Raw genomic sequence first — 26,220 nt, forward strand, 5'->3', positions numbered from 1 at the left:
TCTAAACTTAACCTTGTGAAAACCCCGAAAGGGGTTTTCTTGTTTTAGATTTCGGTGTTAGGAAATACTGATGTTTAAATTAAAGCATAATAACAAGCAGTTAGAATTATCTCATCCGGTTGTAATGGGAATTGTTAATGTCACACCAGATTCATTTTCTGATGGTGGTGATTTTGCCGCATTTGAAGCAGCTTGCCAGCATGTAGATCGCATGGTAGAGCAAGGGGCGTTAATTATTGACGTTGGTGGAGAATCAACGCGACCGGGAGCAGCAGAAGTCTCAATTGAAGAAGAATTGGCCCGAGTAATCCCTATTATTGAGTACATAGCTCAAAAGCATCAAGTATGGATATCGATCGATACAAGTAAGCCTGAGGTTATGCAACAAGCTGTTGCTGCAGGTGCCAATATGATTAATGATGTAAGAGCATTACAAGTACCCGGAGCACTTGAAATGGCAGCATCCCTTAAAGTGCCAGTATGTTTGATGCACATGCAAGGTCAGCCGCAAACCATGCAAGATGAACCAGAATATTATGATGTAATGGCTGAGGTTATTGCGTTTTTTGAACAAAGAGTGTTGGCTTGTGAGGCCGCAGGAATTACAAAGGATTTAATGATTTTGGACCCTGGCTTTGGATTTGGAAAAACTTTGGCGCATAATTATCGATTGCTAGCTACTTTACCTGCATTTCATCAATTTCATCTGCCAATTTTAATTGGCTTATCACGTAAAAGCATGATTGGTGATTTACTGAAGCGACCAACTAATCAGCGGTTGGCAGGCAGTTTAGCGGGGGCTTTAATAGCCGCTCAACAAGGTGCACAGATTATCAGAGTGCACGACGTACCCGAAACTGTTGATGTCCTTAAGGTGATGGCAGAAACGATGGCCTATGTTGATTAAGTAGCTAGCTATGTTTGGTATTTCACTTAATACCTTTTGAATATGCCATTTGAAACCTGTGTAAGATGATTAAGCGATTTCGCTTAAGTGGGGATATGTGAAACAAAGACAATTTTTTGGAACTGACGGTATTCGAGGTAAAGTTGGTTCAGGTAAAATGACTCCAGAGTTAGCCTTAAAACTTGGATGGGCTGCTGGACGAGTATTATCACGTAATGGCACTAAAAAAGTCATTATTGGTAAAGATACACGTATTTCTGGTTATTTATTTGAGTCGGCACTTGAGGCTGGATTATCTGCTGCGGGTTTGAATGTACTGTTATTGGGGCCGATGCCAACACCGGCAGTAGCGTACCTTACGCGAACATTTCGTGCAGAAGCAGGTGTGGTAATCAGTGCATCTCACAATCCATATTATGATAATGGCATTAAGTTTTTCTCTACTGATGGTAGTAAACTAGACGATGCCATTGAGCTAGAAATTGAAGCTGAGTTAGATAAACCACTCGTTTGTGTTGAGTCGCATTTATTAGGTAAGGCGCGTCGAATAGATGATGCTGCTGGCCGATATATTGAATATTGTAAAGGTAACTTTCCTGCGGAACACACCTTAACAGGTCTTAAAATTGTGGTCGATTGTGCTCATGGTGCAACTTATCATATTGCACCAAGTGTGTTTAGAGAATTAGGTGCAGAGGTCATATCTATTGGTGATAAACCTGATGGTATCAATATTAACGATAAAGTTGGCGCAACATCTATGGCCAAAATTTGCGAAACAGTTTTAGCTGAGCAAGCTGATCTTGGTATCGCACTTGATGGTGATGGAGACCGGATTATGATGGTTAATCGCCTCGGTGAAGTGATTGATGGGGATCAAATATTATATATTTTAGCCGTTGATGCACAAAAGCGCGGTCTATTAAAAGGTGGTGTTGTTGGAACTTTAATGTCTAATTTAGGCTTAGAACTTGCCTTGCAAGATTTAAAGATTCCTTTTGTTAGGTCTAAAGTCGGTGATCGATATGTGATGGAGCTTTTAAAGCAACATCAATGGCGTATCGGCGGTGAAAACTCAGGGCATATTTTGAACCTAGACCATGGTACAACCGGGGATGGTATTGTTGCTGGTATTCTAGTGCTTGCAGCGATGCGACGACAAAATAGTACGCTAGAAGCCTTAACGCAAACATTAAAAATGTTACCTCAAGTGTTAGTTAATGTTAGATTTGAAGGTAATTCTAACCCTCTTGATTCTGATGTTGTAAAATCTGCTCAAGCTTTTGTAGAACAACAGCTTGGCTCTAGAGGGCGGGTATTACTCAGAAAGTCTGGCACCGAACCTCTGATTCGAGTGATGGTTGAGGGGGATGAACATGATCAAGTTCTCGCTTATGCTAATAAAATTGCTGAAGCGGTTAAACAAGCCTGTTAATCTAACGGATATCGTTTTATAAAATTAAATAATATCTTTAGGCTGTTTCTTGGATTGAAAAATAACCACTTCGACAGCTTATTGTAAATATTCATCTATTACCTATTGTAACTTGATAAGTGGTTCGCTATTATTCACGCCGCTTTCAGAGGAGACAGTGATGGCACTCAGACGTCCTATGGTGGCTGGCAACTGGAAAATGAATGGCAGTGCAGCGTTAGCACAAGAGCTATTTAAAAAGTTTGCTGCAAAGCTCCAAAATGATTCAGCTGAAGTGGTTTTATGCCCGCCTTCAATTTATCTTGAAAGTGTTAGGCAACTGCTTGAGTCCAATAAGCAAACCTTAGATGGTGCGCTTGTTAGAATGGGCGCTCAAAATCTAAGTCAACATGATTTTGGCGCGTATACCGGTGAAATATCTGGGCAGATGCTAAAAGATTCCGGATGTCGATATGTAATTATCGGGCATTCCGAACGTCGCCGAATGTATGGCGAGACAAGTAATATCGTTGCAGAGAAATTTGCAGCAGCACAAAAGCATGGTTTGACACCTATTTTATGTGTAGGTGAGTCAGGTCCAGCTCGTGAAGCAAGACGAACTTTTGAAGTTATTGCTGAAGAGTTAGATATAGTCATTGAAAAAAATGGCACTATGGCTTTTGACAACGCAATTATCGCCTACGAGCCTCTATGGGCTGTCGGAACCGGTAAAAGCGCAACTCCAGAGCAGGCGCAAGAAGTTCATGCGTTTATTCGCAATCGACTCTCTGAAGTGTCTCCTTTTATTGGAGAAAATATCAGGATTCTATACGGTGGCAGTGTGACACCGAGTAATGCGGCAGACATTTTTGCCCAGCCTGATGTTGATGGTGGACTGATTGGCGGAGCTAGCTTAAATTCGTCAGAATTCCTAAGTTTATGTTCCATAGCAATGAGCGCGTAATAATATGTACGAAGTTCTTATAGTTGTTTACTTGGTGGTTGCAATTGGCCTTATTGGTTTGATTCTTATCCAGCAAGGAAAAGGTGCCGATATGGGTGCATCATTTGGAGCTGGAGCGTCTGGTACGCTTTTCGGTTCAAGCGGTTCAGGAAACTTTCTGACTCGTAGTACAGCAATTTTAGCCATCACTTTTTTTGTTTTAAGTTTAGTCATTGGAAATTTAAGTGCTAACCATAAACAAACTGATGCTAATTGGAGTGATTTAAGTTCTGCTGCAGAGCAAGTAATTGATAGTGCACCTGTAGTTGAGCAACAGTCAGAGACTAAAATTCCTGACTAAAACTGATTTGCCGAGGTGGTGGAATTGGTAGACGCGCAGCCTTGAGGTGGCTGTGTCCTAACGGACGTGCGGGTTCAAGTCCCGCTCTCGGCACCAGATAAAAATTGTTCAGTTAATGGTAAATTTCTGAATAATTATTGCAAGCAAAGGCGTAAGCCAATATACTTGCACACAGTTGACGCGGGATGGAGCAGTTTGGTAGCTCGTCGGGCTCATAACCCGAAGGTCGTCGGTTCAAATCCGGCTCCCGCAACCAGCTCCCTGTGAGTAATATCGTAAAAATATTTACTCACAGTTACAGGTTCTATAATAAAAATAACCTCGTGATTACGGGGTTTTTTGTTATATGGACTTTTGATTTTCCGTGTGTTAACCGGATTAGATAGGGGCTTTTAGCCCTTTTTTCGTTTTTTGGGGGTCATTTTTGGCAACATTAGAATCTAAATTGGTAGAGATGTTAACTGTACCAGTTGAGGCACTTGGGTTTCAGCTTTGGGGCATCGAATATGTCCATGCTGGTCGTCACTCTGTGGTAAGAGTTTTTATTGATCATGAAAATGGCATTCTTATTGAAGATTGTGCAGAAGTGAGTCGACAAATCAGTGCGGTAATGGATGTTGAAGACCCAATTTCTACTGAATATACACTTGAAGTATCTTCTCCCGGTGTGGATAGACCGTTATTTAACGCACAGCAATACGCTGCATATATCGGCGAAGATGCAAAAGTTCAACTGACTATGCCTGTTGCCGGTAGTCGTAATTTAAAAGGCGTCATCAGCAAAGTGGAAGGGCAAATGCTTACACTTAATGTTGATGGTAAAGACTTGGTTGTTGCTTTGGATAATATCCGCAAAGGCAACATTATCGCTAAGTTATAATAGTTTCTGGTGAAGAACGAGGCTAGACCAAATGAATAAAGAGATCCTGCTAGTAGCAGAAGCGGTTTCAAATGAGAAAGCGGTTCCGCGTGAGAAAATTTTTGAAGCATTAGAAATTGCACTTGCTACAGCAACCAAGAAAAAGTACGAAGGTGATATTGAAGTTCGTGTTTCTATTGACCGCAAAACCGGTCACTATGACACTTTTCGTCGCTGGAAGGTTATTGATGACAATGGCGAAGCTCTTGAAAACCCTTACAGTGAAATTACGTTAGAAGCAGCTCGCTACGAAAACCCAGATATTCAAGTAGGTGAGTACATTGAAGACGAGATTGAGTCTGTCGTTTTTGATCGCATTACAACTCAAACTGCTAAGCAAGTTATTGTTCAAAAAGTCCGTGAGGCTGAGCGAGCACAAGTTGTAGAGCAATTTATTGATCGTCAAGGTGAAATCGTAACTGGTGTTGTCAAAAAGAGCACCCGTGAAAATGTTGTTGTTGATTTAGGTAATAACGCTGATGGCGTATTATTTAAAGAAGACTTAATCAGTCGTGAATCATTCCGTCCAGGTGATCGCGTTCGTGCATTACTTTATGCCGTTCGCCCTGAAGCACGTGGTGCACAAATATTTTTAACACGTAGTAAACCGGAAATGTTAATTGAACTTTTCCGAGTTGAAGTACCAGAAATTTACGACGAAATGATTGAAATCATGGGCGCAGCTCGTGATCCTGGTGCTCGTGCTAAAATCGCAGTTAAATCTAATGATAAGCGCATTGATCCTATCGGTGCTTGTGTTGGTATGCGTGGTGCACGTGTGCAAGCCGTATCTAACGAACTTGGTGGTGAGCGTGTTGATATTGTTATGTGGGATGATAATCCTGCTCAGTACGTTATTAACGCAATGGCGCCAGCAGATGTTGCTTCAATCATCGTTGATGAAGATAACCACTCAATGGATATCGCAGTAGAAGCTGATAGCTTAGCACAAGCAATTGGCCGTAATGGTCAAAACGTACGTTTAGCAACACAACTTACCGGTTGGGAACTAAACGTTATGACAGTTGAAGATATGAATAAGAAACACCAGGCTGAAAGCGCCAAGGTGATCGATTTATTTGTTTCTTCGTTAGATGTAGATGAAGATTTTGCGTCAGTTTTAGCCGAGGAAGGATTTACTTCATTAGAAGAAATTGCCTATGTGCCTGAATCTGAATTATTAGCAATAGATGGATTTGATGAAGATATTGTTGCAGCATTGCGTGAGCGTGCAAAAGCAGCAATTTCAACTCGTGCACTCGCTTCTGAAGAAGCATTAGATGATGCACATCCAAGTGAAGACTTATTAGCGCTTGAAGGTTTAGAGACTCACCTTGCATTTGTTTTAGCAAGTAAAGGTGTAGTGACATTGGAAGACCTTGCTGAGCAAGGTATCGATGATTTAATCGAAATTGAAGAATTGACAGAAGAAAAAGCAGGTGAGCTCATCATGGCTGCCCGCAACATCTGTTGGTTTGGCGAAGAAGCATAAGTCGATCAACAGAGGGGTATTAATTGATGGCAGATACAAGTTTAGAAAAATTGGCTCAAGAAGTAGGCAAAACGGTTGAACGTTTAGTTGAACAATTTAATGAAGCCGGCATTAAGAAAGCTAAAACAGATAGTGTTTCTGAAAAAGAGAAACAACAACTATTAGATTTTTTGAAAAAGCAACACGGTGGTGATGCAGCTCCTACTAAAATGACTTTACAGCGTAAAACTGTATCGACTTTAAGTGTTGCAGGACAAGGCGGGCAGTCTAAAGACGTTAAAGTAGAAGTGCGTAAAAAGCGTACTTTTGTTAAGCGTGACGATGTTGAATTAGCCAAACAGGCTGAAGAAGAAAAAGCCAAAGCAAAAGCTGAGGCGGAAGCTAAAGCTAAGGCGGAGTTAGAGGCAAAAGCTAAAGCAGAAGCAGAAGCAGAAGCAAAGGCGAAAGCCGAAGCAGAAGCTAAAGCGAAAGCAGAAGCTGCAAACAAAGCCAAAGCAGCTAAAGCTGAATCTAAAGCAGATAAAAAGCAAGATCCTGATGCCAAAGCGGCTAAAGAAGAAGCTGAGCGCCTTAAGGCTGCTCAAGTAGCAGCGTTAGCCCAAAAGCAAAAAGAAGAAGCAGAAAAGGCGGCTGAAAAGGCACGCAAACTTGCTGAAGAAAATTCTAAGCGTTGGGCGGAAGAAGAGCGTTTACGTTTAGAAGCTGAGAAAAACAGTGATCACCATGTTACAACTTCTAAAGTTGCTCGAGCAGCAGAAGATACATCAGACTTAAATGATGAAAAACGTGGTCGTCGAGCTCGTAATAAAAACACCAATAAAAAACGTGGTGGTAAAGATGCTCGTGATGGGCGCGAAAAGCATATGCGCAATCGCAGCAATGCACCGCAATCAATGGCTCATGGCTTCAATAAACCTGCTGCAGCCGTCACGCGTGATGTGCGTTTAGGTGAGACAGTAACAGTATCTGAACTTGCTCATTTAATGGCAGTTAAAGCGACAGAAATCATCAAACAAATGATGAAAATGGGGTCAATGGTTACCATTAACCAAGTACTAGACCAAGAAACTGCACAATTAGTCGCAGAAGAAATGGGTCATAAAGTTGTACTACTTCGTGAAAACGAACTAGAGCATCAAGTACTGCAAGATCGTGATGAGAATGTGAAGCTAGAAACTCGAGCTCCTGTTGTGACGATTATGGGTCACGTTGACCATGGTAAAACCTCATTACTGGATTATATTCGTGCGTCAAAAGTTGCCTCTGGTGAAGCCGGTGGTATTACTCAGCATATCGGTGCTTACCATGTAGAAACCGAGAACGGTATGATTACCTTCTTGGATACTCCTGGTCACGCGGCATTTACTTCAATGCGTGCTCGTGGTGCTAAAGCAACGGATATCGTGGTACTTGTTGTTGCTGCTGATGACGGTGTAATGCCGCAAACTATCGAAGCAATACAGCATGCCAAGGCGGGTAATGTTCCGTTAATTGTTGCTGTTAACAAAATGGATAAACCTGAAGCCGATCCAGATCGTGTTAAAAACGAACTATCTCAACATGGTGTAATGTCTGATGATTGGGGTGGTGATAACATGTTTGTATACGTATCGGCAAAAGCTGGTACTGGTATCGATGAGTTATTAGAAGCTATTTTATTACAAGCAGAAATATTAGAGCTTAAAGCTGTTCGTGACGGCATGGCAGCTGGTGTAGTGATTGAATCACAACTTGATAAAGGTCGTGGGCCAGTGGCTACAGTACTTGTTCAGGAAGGGACTTTACGTCAAGGTGATATCGTTCTTTGTGGTTTAGAGTACGGTAAAATCCGTGCGATGAAAGATGAGAATGGTCGTCCTATCACTGAAGCTGGTCCATCTATTCCTGTTGAGATTTTAGGTCTTTCAGGTGTGCCATCTGCGGGTGATGAAGCCACGGTTGTTCGCGATGAGCGTAAAGCGCGTGAAGTTGCTTTATACCGTCAAGGCAAGTTCCGTGATGTTAAGTTAGCGCGTCAGCAGAAGTCTAAGTTAGAGAACATGTTTGCTAATATGACTGACGGTGAAGTTCAAGAGCTTAATATCGTTCTTAAAGCGGATGTTCAAGGGTCATTAGAAGCGATTTGTGATTCATTGCAGAATCTATCAACAGACGAAGTTAAAGTGAACATCATTGCAAGAGGCGTAGGTGCATTAACTGAGACTGATGCAACATTAGCGGCAGCTTCTAATGCAATTATGGTTGGTTTTAACGTTCGTGCTGATGCACAGGCTCGTAAGACAATTGAAGCTGAAAGTGTTGATTTGCGCTACTACAGCATCATCTATAACTTGATTGATGAAGTTAAAGCAGCAATGACAGGTATGCTTGCACCTGAATTCAGACAAGAAATTATTGGTCTGGCCGAAGTACGTGATGTATTTAAGTCTCCTAAACTAGGTGCTATTGCTGGTTGTATGGTTACTGAAGGTATCGTTAAGCGTAGTGCGCCAATCCGTGTACTTCGTGATAATGTTGTTATCTATGAAGGCGAATTAGAGTCGTTACGTCGTTTTAAAGATGATGCAGTTGAAGTTCGTAATGGTATGGAATGTGGTATCGGTGTGAAGAACTACAACGATGTTCGCGTTGGTGACCAGATTGAAGTATTTGAAACCGTCGAAGTAGCGAGAACGCTATAATATATGAAAGGGCGGCATTAGCCGCCCTTTTTGATTAAATGATTCAGGTAGGTTAATTATGGCAAAAGAATTTAGCCGTACTCGTCGTATTGGTCAGCAACTGCAGCAAGAATTGGCGATGGTACTGCAACGCGATATGAAAGATCCTCGTATCGGTTTTGTTACTGTAAACGATGTTGAAGTGTCGCGTGACTTAAGTTACGCCAAAGTGTTTGTGACTTTTTTTGAAGAAGATAAATCTCTTGTTGATGAAAAAATTGCTGCACTAATGACTGCTGCACCATATATTCGTACTTTAGTTGCAGGTCGTATGAAATTACGCGTGATGCCAGAACTTAGGTTTGTCTATGACAGCTCATTAGTAGAAGGCATGAGGATGTCTAACTTAGTGAGTCAGGTCATTTCTAAAGATAAGCAAAAGCAGCAAGAGAGCGGTCGTGCTGATGAAATAGACCAAGACGATACCCAGGAGAAAGATTAATGGCTCGTCGGCAAAAAGGTCGTTTTATTGATGGTATTGTTTTGCTCGACAAAGACACCGGCATGAGCTCTAATCACGCCTTACAGCGGGTTAAGCGATTTTTTAATGCTAATAAGGCAGGACACACTGGAGCCTTAGATCCATTAGCTACGGGTATGCTACCTATATGTTTAGGTGAGGCTACTAAGTTTTCTCAACACTTGTTAGATGCGGATAAACGTTACTTAGTGACAGCCAAATTAGGTGAGCGCACAGATACTAGCGATTCTGACGGTGAAGTGGTAGAAGTTCGCGATATTGCTTTTTCTCATGAAAAACTGCTGACAGCACTCGAGCATTTCCGTGGTAATACCATGCAAGTCCCGTCGATGTACTCTGCGTTAAAGTATCAAGGTCAGCCTTTATATAAGTATGCCCGTGAAGGCATTGAAGTGCCGCGTGAAGCTCGCCCAATCACAGTCTTTGAGCTTAACTTTATTAAACTTGAAGGTAATGAGTTAACTTTAGATATTCATTGCTCAAAAGGAACTTATATTCGCACAATTATTGATGATTTAGGCGAAATGCTTGGTTGTGGTGCACATGTGATAATGCTCCGCAGAACTCAAGTTGCACAGTATCCGTATGAGAAAATGGTTAGCCTGTCACAACTTGAAGCCTTAGTCGCCTCTGCACAAGAACAGGGCGTAGAGCCCAAAGAGTTGCTAGACCCACTATTGTTACCCATGGATACAGCTGTCGCTAACTTCCCCGAAATCAACTTACCTCAGAGTATGCTGTATTATGTGATGCAAGGGCAAGCGATTCAGGCTTCAGGCTTAAAACCGGATGAGTTAGTTAGGATTACCATTGGTGAGCAGCGACAATTTGTCGGGATAGGCAGTATGAACGATGACGGGTTACTAGCACCTAAGCGATTAATTGTTCTGCGCGAAGATACACTGGCGAGCTAAAATTTATATCGATATTTAGATTTGTATTTGCCCTGCAACTGAATTATAGGTAGAATGCACCGCCTCCTTTAGCTGAGTTAGTGATCGGCTAAAGATAATTTTTTATATTTGGAGATACACATGTCACTAAGTGCTGAAACTAAAGCAAAAATCGTAGCTGAATTTGGTCGTGGCGATAACGACACTGGTTCAACTGAAGTACAAGTTGCTTTATTAACTGCTCAAATCAATCACCTTCAAGGTCATTTTAAAGAGCACATCCACGATCACCATTCTCGTCGTGGTTTGTTACGTATGGTTAGTGCACGTCGTAAGTTAACTGCTTACTTAAAGCGTACTGACGCAGAGCGTTACACTGCTTTGATCCAGAAGTTAGGTTTACGTCGTTAATTCGACTTCAACTTGCATTTGCGAGTTGAAACCGTAAAAAAGGAGGCTTATGCCTCCTTTTTTATTGCAATAAATATCATTATTTGAGTTATCCCAATCTAATAAACAACTGCTTATCAAAAAATTTACTTTAGTACTACGCATTTCCCTATGCTATTACTGTTCACTTATTTACTGTAATTGTTATTAAATGTGACTAATTAGCGCATTTTTACTGGCAAGATATTTCATTTCAAACTCTTCTAATGGTAAAGGCTGACTATAGAAGAAACCTTGTCCAATAGGGCAATTATGATCACGTAGCCAATCTAGTTGATCTTGATTTTCAATGCCTTCAGCGACAATCGATAAGTTTAATTGTTGTCCTAGCATCAAAATGGTGGATGCAATCGCACTGTCATTGGGAAGATCGCTAACAAAAGCACGATCAATTTTCATCGTGGTAATCGGTAAATGGCGTAAATAAGATAAAGAAGAATAGCCAGTACCAAAATCATCAACAGCAATACCAAACCCTGCCGATTTAAGTTGCTCAAGCTTACTGATGGCAAGTTCAATATCATTCATCAAAGAAGTTTCTGTTATTTCAATTTCAAGTAGTTCTGGTCTAACTTGATAACGTAGCGCCATCTGTTTGATATCGGGTACTAAGCTTGGATCTGCAAATTGTTGTGAGGCAACATTGACTGCAATAGGCAGGGCGAAATTATATTTTTTCTGCCAGTCTCGTAATATTTTACAGCTTTGCTCAATTACCCAGCGACCAATTGGAATGATAATACCTGTCTCTTCCGCCACTGGAATAAATGACATTGGACTTATCAATCGGCCATCTTTTTTCCAACGAATGAGTGCTTCACAGCCAATAACTTTATTGGTGCTAATATCTAATTTGGGTTGCAAATAAAGTAAAAACTCATTGTTTTTTAATGCATCATGTAATGAGGCTTCAGTACGTAATCTCACCGCTGCTCGCTCTGTCATCTGCTCTTTAAAGAATGACCATTGGTTTGAACCAGCCGCTTTGGCACTGTACATGGCAATATCTGCATGTCGAATTAAATCTTCAGCGCTGACGCCATCATCAGGATAAATTGAAATACCAATTGAGGCAGCTGGGTGAATGGTGTGTTCATTTAATTGCAGTGGTGTATTCAACTGAATTAGCAGTTTGTCGACAAAGTCGGCAGCTTGATCTGGACTCTCTATATCATCAGCTAATACCACAAACTCATCTCCGCCCAGTCTTGCAACGCTGCCTTTATCACCGACAACGCGTTCAAGAATACGCGCTATACGAGCAAGAAATTGATCGCCTAGTGCATGGCCGAGAGAGTCATTTACGTTTTTGAAGCGATCTAAATCAATAAATAGCAGTGCAAAATTACGTTTATGAACTCGCGCTCTTTGAATGGTCACGTTTAGCGTTTCAAGTAACAAGGTGCGATTAGGCAACCCAGTTAATGGATCGCGGGTGGCCATTTTTCTAAGTTTGTTTTGTGTTTGACTAAATTGCAGCAAGATTTGGTTAAATTTGCTTGTTACTAAACCTAGCTCGTCATCCTTGTGTGCAGCAGACATAGGCAATAGGTTTTCATCTGGCGTGTCTGGATCAATTTTATCGATAGCCTCGCTGATCCTCGCTATCGGTTGGGTCAAAAATCGATGGAAAACGACGGTTAATACCAAGGTGAGTAGTAATGCTCTTGCTAGTGTTGCTATAAAACTTAATTGCAATTGATTAAACAATTGGGTTGTTAGTTTTTGGGTATCATAAAATATGGTTAACGTTCCGATTAACTGCTGATTTTTGCTACCTTCAAAATAAAAGGGACGGTACAAAGGTCGAGATATTTCTTTAAGCTCACCAAAAAGCTTATTGCTGAGGGTGATGTAATTATCAGAAAAGTCTTCTCCTTCGCTCGAAACAAAGACAAATAACGATCCATCGTCTAACTCAAGTACTGCAGAGCCGACATTATCGACTTTAATAATGCCTTCAAGTGTTTGTTGTGCAAGTTTGTCATCTAATGCCCAAACTGCATTTGTTGTTGTTTGTTCGACGGAATCGAGAAGCTCTTGTTGTGAGCCATGAAGTTGTTGTTTGGTGGTGACGACGACAAGGGCAATTTCAACAATAAATATGGCGATAGCAAAAAATAGTGCAGTAAATACTACAAGATTTGTTTGTTTCCAAGTCAATGACTTAAATCTTGGGGTCATGTTTTGGTCCGTGTCTTTTAGACATATTTTTATAGTGTCTTGTTGGTTTAAAATTATTCGATATGCATTTGATTTAATTAACTTACGAATCAATAACTTAGATAACTAATCACTTAGGTAAATCTGGATAAAACATCATATCGAATAAGTAACCGAGTTTAGGATATTCAATGCATTAACCTAATTTATATTAGTATAGCTAACCAATCCATATTACAAGTAAATTCCCCAATTTCAATCTTGTGATCGCTATGTTGTGTACTTACATCACGTTAATATGTAACTTGGTGATAATTTTTGTTTTAAGTTGTTTAAATTTAATGAAAATTTATTTGAGAATTAAATTTTACATCTTGATGTCAGTCACTATTTAACTATTGATCTGATTTGAAGTATACTTACGCGCGTATTTTAAAGGTAATTAAATTAAGGAATGGGTCACGTGAATCCTATCGTAAAGAGTTTTGAGTATGGTCAACATACAGTCACCTTAGAAACAGGTGTTATTGCACGTCAAGCTGATGCAGCGGTATTAGCAAGCATGGGTGATACAACTGTCCTTGTCACTGTTGTTGGTAAAAAGGTTGCGGATTTAAGCCGTGATTTCTTCCCATTGACAGTTAACTATCAAGAGAAAACATACGCAGCGGGTAAGATCCCTGGCGGTTTCTTTAAGCGTGAAGGTCGTCCATCAGAAGATGAAACTTTGATTGCACGTCTTATTGACCGTCCTATTCGTCCTTTATTTCCTAACGGTTTTAAAAATGAAGTACAGGTTATCATTACTGTAGTATCCGTTGAACCACAAATTGAGCCTGACATTATCTCAATGATTGGTACTTCTGCTGCACTTGCGATATCTGGTATTCCATTTAATGGCCCACTAGGTGCTGCACGTGTTGGTTATATCAATGGTGAATACTTACTTAACCCTTCAGTCGATCAGGTTGCTCAAAGCGACTTGGATCTGGTTGTAGCGGGTACGCAAAGTGCGGTATTGATGGTTGAATCTGAAGCGAAATCACTTGCCGAAGAAATCATGTTAGGTGCTGTAACTTATGGTCATGAGCAACAGCAAGTTGTTATTGATGCTATTGCTGAATTTAAAGCGGAAGCTGGTAAACCAATTTGGGATTGGACTGCACCAGTTCAAGACCAAGACTTAGTAGCTAAAATTAAAGATTTAGCTGAAGTTGGTATGACAGAAGCTTATCAAATTGAAGTTAAGCAAGATCGTTATGCGCAAGTTGGTGTTGTTAAAGCCGCTGCTAAAGCTGCACTTGTAGCCGAGAATCCTGATGTTGATCAACGTGAAGTTGATAACTTACTTGGTAGCTTAGAGAAAAATATTGTTCGCAGTCGTATCCTTAGTGGCAAGCCACGTATCGACGGTCGTGAACCTGATATGATCCGCGCATTAAGCGTGCTAGCTGGTGTACTTCCACGTACTCACGGTAGCTCATTGTTTACACGTGGTGAAACGCAAGCATTGGTAACATGTACTCTAGGTACAGAGCGTGATGCACAAAAAATTGATAGCATCATGGGCGAGCGTACTAATCGCTTTATGCTTCACTATAACTTCCCTCCTTACTCGGTGGGTGAAACGGGTATGGTGGGTTCTCCTAAGCGTCGTGAAATTGGTCACGGTAAGTTAGCGTGGCGTGGTATCAATGCTGTGATGCCTTCTGCTGAAGAATTCCCATATAGCATCCGTGTGGTTTCAGAAATTACTGAATCTAACGGTTCAAGCTCTATGGCTTCTGTTTGTGGGACTTCATTAGCATTGATGGATGCCGGTGTACCTATTAAGTCTTCTGTTGCTGGTATCGCTATGGGTCTAGTGAAAGAAGGCGATGACTTTGTTGTTCTTTCTGACATTCTAGGTGATGAAGATCACTTAGGTGACATGGACTTTAAAGTCGCTGGTACTCGTGATGGTATTACAGCTTTACAGATGGATATCAAGATTGAAGGTATTACTAAAGAAATCATGGACATTGCTTTACAGCAAGCTTACGGTGCTCGTGTTCATATTCTTAATGTAATGGATCAAGCTATTGGTTCACATCGTGATGATATCTCTGATCATGCGCCGCGTATCACAACGATCAAGATTAATCCTGAGAAAATCCGTGATGTTATTGGTAAAGGTGGTGCAACGATTCGTGCACTTACTGAAGAAACCGGTACAACGATTGAGTTAGATGATGATGGTACAGTGAAAATTGCATCTTCAAATGGCGAAGCAACCAAAGAAGCTATTCGTCGTATTGAAGAAATCACTGCTGAAGTTGAAGTAGGTCGTGTTTATAAAGGTAAGGTTATTCGTATCGTTGACTTTGGTGCCTTCGTTAATATCCTTCCTGGTAAAGATGGTTTAGTCCACATTTCACAAATTAGTGAAGAGCGTGTCGCTAACGTTTCTGATCATCTTGAAATGAACCAAGAAGTAGAAGTTAAAGTGATGGAAGTTGACCGTCAGGGGCGCGTTAGACTTTCTATCAAAGAAGCACAAACTAAAGAAGCAGCTGAATAATCTCTTTGTTTAGTTAACACTATTAAAGGAGACCGTAAGGTCTCCTTTTTTTAGTTTTTATGACACAAAACAGTCGATTCATCGATAGCGCTTAGTTAGCTGGGTTGCTATGATAAGTCTTATTAGTGAACCGGATTAAGGTAAAGTGGATGGAATTCAAATTACGCACCACGTTTGTTGCGATAGTTGCAGGTGCTAGCTTGTTATTAACCGGTTGTGCAACAACCTCTGGTTCAGCTAGTGATCCTGCTTCTGGGCAAATAGTGGTTGCTCCAGTTATGCCTGATTATAAATTAGAAGTTACTCTGGCTAAATTAAATGAAATTTTAGCCACCATGGAGCTCACTGACGAACAACGAGCACGCTTTCATTATGACCGTGGTGTGATTTATGACAGCGTTGGGTTACGCTTACTGGGCCGAATTGATTTTCATCAAGCATTAAAACTTCAACCTAACTTGGCTGATGCTTATAATTTTTTAGGCATTTATTATACACAAGAAGGTGAATTTGAAAGTGCTTACGAGGCTTTCGATGGTGTGCTTGAGCTTTCCCCTGAATATGATTATGCCTTTCTTAACCGTGGTATCGCTTTATATTATGGTGAGCGATATGAGCTTGCAGTGAAAGATATGCAAGAATTCTATCGACGTGATCCAAGTGATGGCTACCGTGTTTTGTGGTTATATTTAATGTCATCCCACATTGATAATCAAAATGCGTTGAAGACGCTTAGCATGCAGCGCACTCAACTAGAAGACAGTGCATGGTCGAGCATGTTAATTGATTTTTACCTTGGTAAAATATCGAAAGAGCAACTATTTTCAGCGGCCAAAGTGGGGTTAAGTCAACCTAAAGAGTATGCTGAAAGATTGTGTGAAGCTTATTTTTATATGGCTAAACGTGCCGATGAGTTAGGACAATATCAAGATGCTGCTAATTATTATCGTCTAACCTTAGCAACTAACATTTATGATTTTGTTGAACATCGCTATGCAAGGATTGAGCTTGCAAAAATAAAACATATCCTAGAGCAGCCACCACAAAGCTAAATGTTGTTTGCCTAGCCAACTCGACCCAGAGGCGCTATAATTTGCGCCTTTTTTAGCGTCAAGTGCAAAGGTTAACATGTCAGGCATTAATGTAGAGGTCGATAAGCGTCGTACCTTCGCAATCATTTCGCACCCCGATGCGGGTAAGACAACAATTACAGAAAAAGTATTGTTATTCGGTCAAGCTATTCAAACAGCAGGTACTGTAAAGGGTCGTGGCTCTAAGCAACATGCCAAATCTGACTGGATGGAAATGGAAAAAGATCGTGGTATTTCCATTACCACTTCGGTTATGCAATTCCCCTATCGCGATTGCCTCGTTAACTTACTTGATACACCCGGTCACGAAGACTTTTCAGAAGATACTTATCGTACCTTAACTGCCGTGGACTCATGCCTTATGGTGATTGACGCCGCTAAAGGTGTTGAGGATCGTACGCGTAAGTTAATGGAAGTTACCCGGTTGCGTGATACACCTATTATTACTTTCATGAATAAATGTGACCGTGATATTCGTGATCCGATGGAAGTGATGGATGAAGTTGAAACCGAGCTTAAAATTGCTTGTGCACCTATCACTTGGCCAATCGGTTGTGGTAAGTCATTTAAAGGTGTTTATCATATTCATCGTGACGAAACGATTTTGTATCAATCAGGTCAAGGTCACACTATTCAAGAAGTGCGAATTGTTAAAGGGTTAAACAACCCAGAACTTGATGCAGAGATCGGTGGTGAGCTAGCTGAATTATTGCGTGAAGAGCTTGAGCTCGTCGTTGGTGCGTCACACGAGTTTGATTTGGATGCTTTTTTAAAAGGCCAACTATCACCTGTTTATTTTGGTACTGCATTAGGTAACTTTGGTGTCGACCATATGTTAGATGGGTTGACTGAATGGGCACCTAAGCCACAACCTCGTGCAACTGAAGTGCGTGAAATCACTGCTCTTGACAGTAACTTTTCAGGGTTTATATTCAAAATTCAAGCGAATATGGATCCAAAACATCGAGACCGTGTCGCCTTTATGCGAGTGGTTTCAGGAAAATACGAAAAGGGCATGAAAATGCACCATGTTCGTATCGGTAAAGATGTGCGTATTTCTGATGCTTTGACTTTTGTCGCCGGCGATCGTGAGCAAGTTGAAGAAGCTTACCCGGGTGATATCATTGGTCTACATAACCATGGCACAATTCAAATTGGTGATACTTTTTCTCAAGGTGAAAAGTTTAAGTTTACCGGCATTCCAAACTTTGCCCCTGAAATGTTCCGTCGTATCCGTTTAAAAGATCCGCTGAAACAAAAGCAGCTACTCAAAGGTCTTGTACAGTTATCTGAAGAGGGAGCTGTACAGGTATTTAGACCTATAGATTCCAATGATTTGATTGTTGGGGCGGTTGGTGTGCTCCAGTTTGAGGTTGTTGTTGGTCGTCTTAAAAGTGAATACAATGTTGAAGCAATATATGAAGGCATTAGTGTTTCAACCGCGCGTTGGGTTTATTGTAAAGATGAGCGTAAATTAGAAGAGTTTCGTCGTAAGTGCAGCTCCAATTTGGCTTTAGATGGTGGTGATAATTTAACCTACATTGCACCGACCATGGTTAATTTGAACTTAGCGATGGAACGTTATCCAGATGTCGAATTTGCCAAAACCCGTGAGAATTAATCATTTGGCAATGAACTACAATTAAAGTTGATGTAACTTAAAAGGCGCATATAGCGCCTTTTCTATTTTTTGGCTAATGGAATGAACAATGCAAATAGGCATTTTTGAAAGTCATGCTCATCTTGATTTTCCTGAATTTGATGGAGTTCGTGAGCAGTTATTTGCAGATATGGCTCAGGCTGGCATTACGCATGCTTTAATCCCGGGTGTTAGCCCGGTTTATTGGCAACGGCAGTTGGCAGTAGCAAAACAATATGACTGTTATTTTGCTCTTGGTATTCACCCCTGGTATATCCCTGAAGATATTGAAAATTCGATAAAGTTACTCGAGCAGCAAATTATTGAAAATATCCAAAATAGTCATTTTGTGGCAATTGGTGAGTGTGGATTAGATAAATTACATACTTCATTTGATAGCCAATTGTTTTTACTAGAAAAACAATTGAGGTTAGCACAAAAGTACAATTTGCCGGTGATTTTACATGCCGTTAAATGTCATTCAGAATTAATAAACTTATTAAAGAAGTACCCTAATAAGCGAGGTGGGATCATTCATGGATTCTATGCCAGTACCGAGATTGCCCTGCAATATATCAACCTAGGTTATAAGTTAGGCATAGGAGGTCTGATACTCAACTCTCAAGCTAAAAAGTTACATCAGGTTGTTGCTCACATTGGTACAGAACATTTGCTGATAGAAACGGATTCACCGAGTATGGCGCCCTTTAAATCAGCGCAAAAAATAAATTCCCCACTAATTTTACCTCTAATCATAAAAAAATTAGCAATTTTGAACAAAAAAACAACTGTTTCTATATTAGAACAGCTTAATAAAAACATTTTGCAACTGTTTGAGCTTTAATTGTTTTTTTGCAAACGCATGTGTTATTTGCTGCTTTTGTTTTGTAAATAACTGAAATTAAACTCTAAAAGTTTGATCAAATCGACGATTTTCAACTAATGCTCAGTTATAATCTGCAGCGGAAATAGGTTGGTTAACAACATTTAATAAAAATGTTAACAATAAAAGGGTGATGAGTAATGGATATAGTTATGAGTCTAGTTGGGGTGGTCACCATACTAGCGATAGGTTTTTTACTGTCGACAAACAAAAAAGCTATTAATGTTCGTACTGTAGGTGGCGCTTTAGCTATTCAAGCGTTTTTTGCGGGTTTTGTATTATATGTACCAATTGGTCAGCAAGTTCTTGGTGGTGTTTCACAAGCTGTTGCTGATGTTATTGGTTATTCACAAGCGGGTATCAACTTTCTATTTGGTGGTTTAGGTACTGACGCTATGTTTGCTAACGGTGTTGGATTCGTATTCGCTGTACGTGTTCTTCCTGTTATCATTTTCTTCTCTTCTTTAATCGCTGTACTTTACTACCTTGGCATCATGCAAATGGTAATCAAGTTCATCGGTGGTGGATTACAAAAAGCTTTAGGCACTAGCCGTACTGAGTCAATGTCTGCAACAGCAAACATTTTCGTTGGTCAAACTGAAGCGCCGCTGGTTGTACGTCCTTTCATTCCTACAATGACTAACTCTGAACTATTCGCCATCATGGTGGGTGGTCTAGCTTCTATCGCTGGTGCGGTATTGGCTGGTTATGCAGGTATGGGCGTTAAGATTGAATACCTAGTTGCAGCATCATTTATGGCGGCACCAGGTGGCTTAATGATGGCGAAGTTAATGCACCCAGAAACTGAAGAAACCAATAACGATATGACTGACTTACCAGAAGATACTGATAAGCCTGCCAACGTTATCGATGCAGCAGCCGCTGGTGCTTCTTCTGGTATGCATTTAGCGTTAAACGTTGGCGCAATGCTTTTAGCGTTCGTTGGTTTAATTGCAATGATTAACGGCATGCTAGGTGGTATTGGTGGTTGGTTTGGTTTTGAAGGTCTATCTTTAGAACTTATTCTTGGCTACGTGTTCATGCCTTTAGCTTTCCTTATTGGTGTACCTTGGAATGAAGCTATGGTTGCTGGTTCTTTCATTGGTCAAAAAATCGTTGTAAACGAATTTGTGGCTTACTTGAACTTTGCTCCTTACTTAAAAGATATTGCCGATGGCGGTATGTTGGTTGAAGCAACGGGTCAAGCAATGACTGACCGTACAAAAGCGATTATCTCTTTCGCATTGTGTGGTTTTGCTAACTTATCTTCAATTGCAATTTTATTAGGCGGCTTAGGTGCTATGGCGCCAAATCGTCGTCACGACCTTGCTAAGCTTGGTGTTCGTGCGGTTATTGCTGCTTCATTAGCTAACTTAATGAGTGCAACTTTAGCGGGTTTATTCTTAGCTATCTAAGTTAATACGATACAAGGACTGGGTTTTTCTCGACAAAGACCCAGTCAATAGACATCTAACAAAAATTAATCGTGTTTAACCACCACTTTCCAAATGCGAAGTTGTTTTCAGTTTAGAGTGAGTGCTGATTTAAATTGTTACTGCAGCCTTATTTTGAACTTAAATGTTTTATTTGCTGTTGTGTTGTGACGTGAAAGTTATGACATTGTTCACAAGATAGAATTTAGTATTTGTTTTTTACCTATTAAATATTGTGATTTATAACAATAGAGGTAAAATACCTGCGCTTAAAAACAAGAGCTGTCCTTGATGACAGCAAAATTATAAAATGGGGTTGATGATGAAAAATGTTAAAACTTTAGCTTTAGCTGTAACTGCAGTTTCTGCAATGACAGTTGGTACTGTTCAAGCAGAACAATATTATGGTTTTGCAAATGTTTCTGTAAATTATTTAGACTGGAGCGATGGTACTGAAGACCGTTCTCGTGATATTCAAAATGGTTTTGGTGCTAAATCTGATTTTGTTTATTTAGAAATCGAAGGCGGTGCAGGTTACGATTGGGGTGATGTATACGGTTTCATTGATTTCGAAAATCCAACTAAAATGGATTGGAGCGGAGATCAAGATGACGGTAGTAAAGCTTTCCGTATTGCAGCTAAAGGTAGTGTGGCAATCAATATTGGTGAAACCAATTGGAATGCCTACGGTCACATTTATAGCTTGACTGACTCTTCTGGTTTCTATGAGCAAAACGTAGTTTTAGGTGTTAGCTATGACATTAACACTGACTTTGGTTTATGGGTTAAGCCTTTTGTTGGTGCTCATTTTGCTCATAACAGTGCCATTGGTGCAGGTTTCAACGGTGGTATGGCTGGTTGGGTACTTGGCTATAACTTTAAGTTGGGTGGACAAGATCTTATGATCACTAACTGGAATGAAATTGAGTTTGCTCGTGCAGATGAATACCGTGGTTTTTGTACTAGCGAAACATGTACAGGCCCAGGAGATGACGACTTCCAAAACACTAATGGTAAGAGCTGGGGCCTAAACGGTGCAGTAGCTTTATGGTGGAATGCCACTAGTGATGTAACCTTCGGTATCCAATACCGCTATGCAGAACAAAAACTAGGTACTGCAGCTTATCAAAATGCTATGATTTTCTCTGCGAAGTATAACTTCTAATAGAGACTTTATAGATAATCAGGAGCCACAAAATATTGTGGCTCTACTATACTGTCTAGCAAGACAGTAAAACTAAGTTTTACCTAAGCATATTTTACAGTTTAGTGTATTTAGGCAAAATTTAGTAAAACGCGCTAAAAAGGACTTTTCGCGGAATTGATAAAGTAAACTTCCTTGCTTTTCTTTTCCGGTCTTCAAGGATTCAAGTCGTGGTACTCGTTATCATATTGAATACTTTAGGTTAGTAAATACTGATGTTTACTGGCAATACTCGAAGGCCCGGCCATAAAAATAATCACATATGCCAGCTCATTGTGTTGTGTTGCCCACAATAGATTTTTTGATTTTCTTAATGGAGAGCATTTATGACTGATTTAACTAAAGCTGCACAACTTGGTATCCAATTAATGGATTTAACCACTTTAAATGACGATGATACTGATCAAAAAGTCATTGATTTGTGTCATAAAGCGAAAACGCCAGCAGGCAACACCGCCGCCATTTGTATCTATCCTCGTTTTATTCCAATTGCCCGTAAAACGCTAAATGAACTTGATTGTGAAGACATCAAAATTGCCACGGTGACTAACTTCCCACATGGCAATGATGATATTGCGATTGCGGTTTTAGAAACGCGTGCAGCGGTTGCATATGGCGCTGATGAAGTTGACGTTGTATTTCCATACCGTGCATTAATGGCCGGTAACGAAACCGTGGGTTTTGAATTGGTTAAAGCTTGTAAAGAAGCGTGTGGTGATGACGCCATTTTAAAGGTGATTATTGAATCAGGTGAATTAAAAGACCCTGCTTTAATTCGTAAAGCGTCTGAATTATCAATTGATGCAGGTGCGGACTTTATCAAAACATCAACAGGTAAAGTACCGGTAAATGCAACGATAGAAGCGGCTGAAATTATGCTAACGGTGATCAGCGAAAAGAACACCAAAGTTGGCTTTAAACCTGCTGGCGGAGTAAAAGATGCAGAAGCGACCGCTGAGTTTTTAGGTGTTGCGGCACGTATTTTAGGTGAAGATTGGATTTCGTCAAGTACCTTCCGTTTTGGTGCATCAAGTTTGCTAAATAGCCTATTGCACACGCTTGATTTAGCCGAAGCACCCAAGCCTAATCAAGGCTACTAAGATTATCCGCAAAATCGTGGCGTTTAATGTAGAAATACCCAATGTGGTGTCTCTGCATTAGATGCATTCCTGACTTTATGGCGGTCCTATTGGTGATGGATTGCCAAAGGGAGGCAGTTTTATGTTTTTAGCTCAAGAGATTATCCGTAAAAAACGTAATGGCGAAGCGTTAAGCACAGCTGAAATTCAATTTTTTGTTAATGGCATTACTCATAACACTGTGTCAGAAGGCCAAATTGCCGCATTAGGCATGGCGGTTTATTTTAATGATATGAATATGGATGAGCGTATTGCATTAACGTCAGCAATGCGTGATTCAGGTACTGTGTTAGATTGGAGCAGCTTAGATTTAAATGGCCCAATAATCGACAAACACAGTACCGGTGGTGTTGGTGATGTTATTAGTCTTATGCTTGGCCCTATGGCTGCTGCTTGTGGTGGTTATGTTCCGATGATTTCGGGTCGTGGCCTTGGTCATACTGGTGGCACCCTTGATAAGTTTGATGCTATTCCTGGCTATCAAACTGAACCGTCAAGTGAGCTATTCCGCAAAGTGGTAAAAGAAGCTGGTGTGGCGATTATTGGCCAAACAGGTGATTTAGTTCCAGCGGATAAACGCTTTTATTCGATTCGTGACAATACCGCAACGGTTGAGTCTATTTCACTCATTACCGCTTCAATCCTATCTAAAAAATTAGCAGCAGGCCTTGACGCTCTCGCGATGGATGTCAAAGTTGGTAGTGGTGCATTTATGCCGACTTACCAAGCATCAGAAGAGCTTGCTCGCAGTATTACGGCTGTCGCAAATGGTGCGGGAACAAAAACCACTGCATTATTAACCGATATGAACCAAGTTTTAGCATCTTGTGCGGGTAACGCGGTAGAAGTTCGCGAAGCTATTAATTTCCTTACTGGCCAATATCGTAATCCTCGCTTGTATGAAGTCACCATGGGGTTGTGTGCCGAAATGCTAATTTTGGGCGGAATTACACAAAATGAAGCTGATGCGCGTATTAAATTACAAGCTGTATTAGATAACGGTAAAGCTGCTGAGACTTTTGGTAAAATGGTTTCAGGGTTGGGTGGTCCAGTTGATTTTGTTGAAGCTTACGACAAATACTTGCCTCATGCCAAAATCATTCGTCCAGTTTATGCCGATGCTAGCGGTTTTGCGCATAGCATGGACACCAGAGCGCTAGGCTTAGCTGTTGTCACTCTAGGTGGTGGTCGCCGTAAACCCGGTGACGCGCTTGATTACAGTGTTGGCTTAACTCAGATGTGTGCATTAGGGCAGGTTATCGATAAAGATACCCCAATTGCTATGATCCACGCACAAACTGAAGATGCATTTGCAGAAGCCGCACAAGCCGTTAAAAGTGCGATACATATTAAAGATTCTGCACCTGAAAAAACACCAGAGATATACCAATACATTCGTGTATCGGATCTATAAGGAGTTAGATAGTGAAACGTACATTTATTTTAATGCTAGATTCATTTGGCGTTGGTGCTGCGGGTGACGCAGATAAATTCGGTGATGTTGGATCAGATACCTTTGGCCATATTGCTAAAGCTTGTGCTGAAGGTCAGGCCGATGTTGGACGTCAAGGTCCACTAAAACTCCCAAACCTTGCTCGTTTAGGGCTTGGGCATGCAGGTTTTGAATCAACGGGTAAATTTGCTGATGGCTTTAACGATGATGTTGACGTTATTGGGGCTTATGGCTATGCCGAAGAGCTAAGCTCGGGTAAAGATACCCCAAGTGGTCATTGGGAAATGGCGGGTGTGCCTGTGCTTTATGAGTGGGGGTACTTTAGTGATTTAACCAACTCATTTCCAAAAGAGTTAACAGATAAAATTCTTGCTCGTGCTGGTTTAGATGGCTTTTTAGGTAATTGTCATGCTTCTGGTACAACTATTCTAGAAGAGTTAGGCGAAGAGCACATGAAGACTGGAAAACCTATTTTCTATACGTCTGCTGACTCGGTTTTCCAAATTGCCTGTCATGAAGAGTCATTTGGTTTAGAAAACTTATATAACTTGTGCAAAATTGCCCGTGAAGAGCTAGAGCCATATAACATCGGTCGTGTGATTGCGCGTCCATTTATTGGTTCGAGTGCGAAAGATTTTGCCAGAACTGGAAACCGTCATGATTATGCGGTTCAACCTCCAGCCCCAACTGTACTCGATAAATTGAAAGCTGCCGGCGGTGAAGTCGTTAGTATTGGTAAAATTGCTGATATATATGCTAATTGCGGCATTACACAACAGTACAAAGCCACGGGCTTAGAAGCGCTATTTGACGAAACGTTAACTCAAATTAAGCGTGCTGGCGATAACACCATAGTATTCACCAACTTTGTTGACTTTGATTCACATTATGGCCACCGCCGAGATATTGCTGGCTATGCTAAAGCCTTAGAATATTTTGATTCACGTTTACCTGAATTACTTGCTTTGCTAGACGAAGACGACTTCTTATTGCTAACGGCAGATCATGGCTGCGACCCTACTTGGAAAGGCACTGAGCATACACGCGAACATGTTCCTGTATTAGCTTATGGTGCAGGTTTACCAGCGGGCTCATTGGGTCGAAGAAAGTCTTTTGCTGATATGGGGCAGTCTATTGCAAGTTATTTTAAACTTGAGCCTATGGAGTATGGCGAATCGTTCTTAGATTAGGCTTTTATTTAGAACGATGGTTCATTTTATGGTTCAATAAGTTTTGAAAACTGTTAAAATTTAATAGATTTAAAAATAATAGAAAATAGGGGTTATATACATGGCTACACCACATATTAATGCCGTAGAGGGTGCATTTGCTGAAACGGTTCTATTCCCAGGCGATCCATTACGTGCTAAGTACATTGCAGAAACCTTCCTAGAGGGCGCTGAATTAGTAACTGACGTGCGTAACATGTTTGGCTATACAGGTACTTATAAAGGTAAGCGTATTTCAGTAATGGGTTCTGGAATGGGCATTCCATCTTGTTCTATCTATGCACATGAACTTATTAAAGAATACGGCGTTAAAAATTTAATCCGTGTTGGTAGTTGTGGCGCAATCAGCACCGATGTAAAAGTACGTGACGTAATTATTGGCATGGGTGCATGTACTGACTCACAAGCTAACCGTTTACGTTTTAAAAACCAAGATTTCGCAGCTATTGCTGACTTCGGTTTATTAAGTGCAGTGGTTGATTCTGCCAAAGAACACGGCACTAAAATCCGTGTTGGTAATGTTTTCTCAGCAGATCTTTTCTATACACCTGATCCAGAAATGTTTGATGTGATGGAAAAAATGGGTGTATTAGGTGTTGAGATGGAAGCTGCTGGTCTTTATGGCGTTGCGCACGAGTTAGGTGCTAAAGCTTTATGTGTTGTGACCGTGTCTGATCACATTCGTACCGGTGAGCAAACTACATCTGAAGAACGTCAAACAACATTCAATGACATGATTATCATGACATTAGATGCTGCAGTAACGCTATAATTCATTGTATTAAAAAAAATTATCAAAAAAGGCGCTTACATAGCGCCTTTTTTATACCTAAATGGCTATCGCAA

21 protein-coding genes and 2 tRNA genes are annotated in these 26,220 nt (G+C 40.7%); 22 read left to right on the plus strand and 1 reads right to left on the minus strand.

Annotation, left to right across the window (positions count from 1 at the left end; all coding sequences use genetic code 11):
- Nucleotides 1-70 precede the first annotated feature (70 nt).
- From folP to rpsO, 12 genes are all read left to right on the plus strand, one after another.
- Nucleotides 71-907: a dihydropteroate synthase gene (gene folP / locus HBH39_RS04100; RefSeq protein WP_167675854.1), complete on the plus strand. Its 837-nt coding sequence runs from the start codon at nt 71-73 to the stop codon at nt 905-907.
- 97 nt (nt 908-1,004) lie between these two features.
- Entirely contained in the window at nt 1,005-2,342 is a 1,338-nt protein-coding gene (gene glmM, locus HBH39_RS04105) for a phosphoglucosamine mutase (protein WP_167675856.1), read from the plus strand.
- Between the two features lie 160 nt (nt 2,343-2,502).
- The gene (tpiA, locus tag HBH39_RS04110; RefSeq protein WP_167675858.1) at nt 2,503-3,285 is read left to right on the plus strand and encodes a triose-phosphate isomerase; all 783 of its coding nucleotides are present in this window, start codon (nt 2,503-2,505) and stop codon (nt 3,283-3,285) included.
- Nucleotides 3,286-3,289: 4 nt separating this feature from the next.
- On the plus strand, nt 3,290-3,625 hold the full coding sequence (secG, locus tag HBH39_RS04115; RefSeq protein ID WP_167675860.1) for a preprotein translocase subunit SecG: 336 nt from the start codon (nt 3,290-3,292) through the stop codon (nt 3,623-3,625).
- Nucleotides 3,626-3,634: 9 nt separating this feature from the next.
- Nucleotides 3,635-3,721 (plus strand) — tRNA-Leu (locus HBH39_RS04120).
- 83 nt (nt 3,722-3,804) lie between these two features.
- Nucleotides 3,805-3,881, plus strand: a tRNA-Met gene (locus tag HBH39_RS04125).
- A 168-nt stretch (nt 3,882-4,049) separates the two neighbouring features.
- On the plus strand, nt 4,050-4,505 hold the full coding sequence (gene rimP / locus HBH39_RS04130; protein ID WP_167675862.1) for a ribosome maturation factor RimP: 456 nt from the start codon (nt 4,050-4,052) through the stop codon (nt 4,503-4,505).
- 31 nt (nt 4,506-4,536) lie between these two features.
- The gene (nusA, locus tag HBH39_RS04135) at nt 4,537-6,036 is read left to right on the plus strand and encodes a transcription termination factor NusA (protein WP_167675864.1); all 1,500 of its coding nucleotides are present in this window, start codon (nt 4,537-4,539) and stop codon (nt 6,034-6,036) included.
- A 26-nt stretch (nt 6,037-6,062) separates the two neighbouring features.
- Nucleotides 6,063-8,717, plus strand: coding sequence for a translation initiation factor IF-2 (infB, locus tag HBH39_RS04140; protein WP_167675866.1), 2,655 nt, complete (start codon nt 6,063-6,065; stop codon nt 8,715-8,717).
- A 58-nt stretch (nt 8,718-8,775) separates the two neighbouring features.
- Complete coding sequence (rbfA, locus tag HBH39_RS04145; RefSeq protein WP_167675867.1) at nt 8,776-9,198, plus strand: 30S ribosome-binding factor RbfA; 423 nt, start codon at nt 8,776-8,778, stop codon at nt 9,196-9,198.
- Nucleotides 9,198-10,151 carry a tRNA pseudouridine(55) synthase TruB gene (truB, locus tag HBH39_RS04150; RefSeq protein WP_167675869.1) on the plus strand — a complete coding sequence of 318 codons (954 nt, stop codon included), beginning with the start codon at nt 9,198-9,200 and terminating at the stop codon, nt 10,149-10,151. The genes rbfA and truB overlap by 1 nt, the downstream gene beginning before the upstream one ends.
- Nucleotides 10,152-10,271: 120 nt before the next feature.
- Nucleotides 10,272-10,541, plus strand: coding sequence for a 30S ribosomal protein S15 (gene rpsO / locus HBH39_RS04155; RefSeq protein WP_167675871.1), 270 nt, complete (start codon nt 10,272-10,274; stop codon nt 10,539-10,541).
- Nucleotides 10,542-10,727: 186 nt separating this feature from the next.
- Here the strand turns inward: rpsO and HBH39_RS04160 are convergent, their stop codons facing one another.
- Nucleotides 10,728-12,764, minus strand: coding sequence for a putative bifunctional diguanylate cyclase/phosphodiesterase (locus HBH39_RS04160; protein ID WP_167675873.1), 2,037 nt, complete (start codon nt 12,762-12,764; stop codon nt 10,728-10,730).
- A gap of 442 nt (nt 12,765-13,206) precedes the next feature.
- Here HBH39_RS04160 and pnp point away from each other — a divergent pair, with 442 nt between their 5' ends.
- The 10 genes from pnp to deoD all read left to right on the plus strand — a co-directional run bounded on the left by pnp (nt 13,207) and on the right by deoD (nt 26,146).
- Complete coding sequence (gene pnp, locus HBH39_RS04165; RefSeq protein WP_167675875.1) at nt 13,207-15,303, plus strand: polyribonucleotide nucleotidyltransferase; 2,097 nt, start codon at nt 13,207-13,209, stop codon at nt 15,301-15,303.
- Nucleotides 15,304-15,452: 149 nt separating this feature from the next.
- Entirely contained in the window at nt 15,453-16,355 is a 903-nt protein-coding gene (gene nlpI, locus HBH39_RS04170; protein ID WP_167675877.1) for a lipoprotein NlpI, read from the plus strand.
- A gap of 76 nt (nt 16,356-16,431) precedes the next feature.
- The gene (gene prfC, locus HBH39_RS04175; protein ID WP_167675879.1) at nt 16,432-18,015 is read left to right on the plus strand and encodes a peptide chain release factor 3; all 1,584 of its coding nucleotides are present in this window, start codon (nt 16,432-16,434) and stop codon (nt 18,013-18,015) included.
- A 100-nt stretch (nt 18,016-18,115) separates the two neighbouring features.
- On the plus strand, nt 18,116-18,877 hold the full coding sequence (locus HBH39_RS04180) for a TatD family hydrolase (protein WP_167679961.1): 762 nt from the start codon (nt 18,116-18,118) through the stop codon (nt 18,875-18,877).
- Nucleotides 18,878-19,056: 179 nt separating this feature from the next.
- Nucleotides 19,057-20,331: a NupC/NupG family nucleoside CNT transporter gene (locus HBH39_RS04185; RefSeq protein WP_167675881.1), complete on the plus strand. Its 1,275-nt coding sequence runs from the start codon at nt 19,057-19,059 to the stop codon at nt 20,329-20,331.
- Nucleotides 20,332-20,671: 340 nt separating this feature from the next.
- Nucleotides 20,672-21,514, plus strand: coding sequence for an outer membrane protein OmpK (locus tag HBH39_RS04190; protein ID WP_208764181.1), 843 nt, complete (start codon nt 20,672-20,674; stop codon nt 21,512-21,514).
- A gap of 365 nt (nt 21,515-21,879) precedes the next feature.
- Complete coding sequence (gene deoC, locus HBH39_RS04195; RefSeq protein ID WP_167675885.1) at nt 21,880-22,653, plus strand: deoxyribose-phosphate aldolase; 774 nt, start codon at nt 21,880-21,882, stop codon at nt 22,651-22,653.
- A gap of 121 nt (nt 22,654-22,774) precedes the next feature.
- Nucleotides 22,775-24,106, plus strand: coding sequence for a thymidine phosphorylase (deoA, locus tag HBH39_RS04200; RefSeq protein WP_167675886.1), 1,332 nt, complete (start codon nt 22,775-22,777; stop codon nt 24,104-24,106).
- Between the two features lie 11 nt (nt 24,107-24,117).
- Complete coding sequence (locus HBH39_RS04205) at nt 24,118-25,335, plus strand: phosphopentomutase (RefSeq protein ID WP_167675888.1); 1,218 nt, start codon at nt 24,118-24,120, stop codon at nt 25,333-25,335.
- A gap of 100 nt (nt 25,336-25,435) precedes the next feature.
- On the plus strand, nt 25,436-26,146 hold the full coding sequence (gene deoD, locus HBH39_RS04210) for a purine-nucleoside phosphorylase (RefSeq protein ID WP_167675890.1): 711 nt from the start codon (nt 25,436-25,438) through the stop codon (nt 26,144-26,146).
- The last annotated feature ends 74 nt before the right edge of the window (nt 26,147-26,220 follow it).

The sequence above is a fragment of the Shewanella aestuarii genome, assembly GCF_011765625.1.
Classification (GTDB): domain Bacteria; phylum Pseudomonadota; class Gammaproteobacteria; order Enterobacterales; family Shewanellaceae; genus Shewanella; species Shewanella aestuarii_A.

Coding starts and splice junctions, on each gene's coding strand:
- rbfA (WP_167675867.1), top strand. CDS start 8,776: ATGGCAAAAGAATTTAGCCGTACTCGTCGTATTGGTCAGCAACTGCAG.
- tpiA (WP_167675858.1), top strand. CDS start 2,503: ATGGCACTCAGACGTCCTATGGTGGCTGGCAACTGGAAAATGAATGGC.
- infB (WP_167675866.1), top strand. CDS start 6,063: ATGGCAGATACAAGTTTAGAAAAATTGGCTCAAGAAGTAGGCAAAACG.
- folP (WP_167675854.1), top strand. CDS start 71: ATGTTTAAATTAAAGCATAATAACAAGCAGTTAGAATTATCTCATCCG.
- nlpI (WP_167675877.1), top strand. CDS start 15,453: ATGGAATTCAAATTACGCACCACGTTTGTTGCGATAGTTGCAGGTGCT.
- deoC (WP_167675885.1), top strand. CDS start 21,880: ATGACTGATTTAACTAAAGCTGCACAACTTGGTATCCAATTAATGGAT.
- HBH39_RS04185 (WP_167675881.1), top strand. CDS start 19,057: ATGGATATAGTTATGAGTCTAGTTGGGGTGGTCACCATACTAGCGATA.
- HBH39_RS04160 (WP_167675873.1), bottom strand. CDS start 12,764: ATGACCCCAAGATTTAAGTCATTGACTTGGAAACAAACAAATCTTGTA.
- rpsO (WP_167675871.1), top strand. CDS start 10,272: ATGTCACTAAGTGCTGAAACTAAAGCAAAAATCGTAGCTGAATTTGGT.
- deoD (WP_167675890.1), top strand. CDS start 25,436: ATGGCTACACCACATATTAATGCCGTAGAGGGTGCATTTGCTGAAACG.
- truB (WP_167675869.1), top strand. CDS start 9,198: ATGGCTCGTCGGCAAAAAGGTCGTTTTATTGATGGTATTGTTTTGCTC.
- nusA (WP_167675864.1), top strand. CDS start 4,537: ATGAATAAAGAGATCCTGCTAGTAGCAGAAGCGGTTTCAAATGAGAAA.
- secG (WP_167675860.1), top strand. CDS start 3,290: ATGTACGAAGTTCTTATAGTTGTTTACTTGGTGGTTGCAATTGGCCTT.
- HBH39_RS04190 (WP_208764181.1), top strand. CDS start 20,672: ATGAAAAATGTTAAAACTTTAGCTTTAGCTGTAACTGCAGTTTCTGCA.
- deoA (WP_167675886.1), top strand. CDS start 22,775: ATGTTTTTAGCTCAAGAGATTATCCGTAAAAAACGTAATGGCGAAGCG.
- prfC (WP_167675879.1), top strand. CDS start 16,432: ATGTCAGGCATTAATGTAGAGGTCGATAAGCGTCGTACCTTCGCAATC.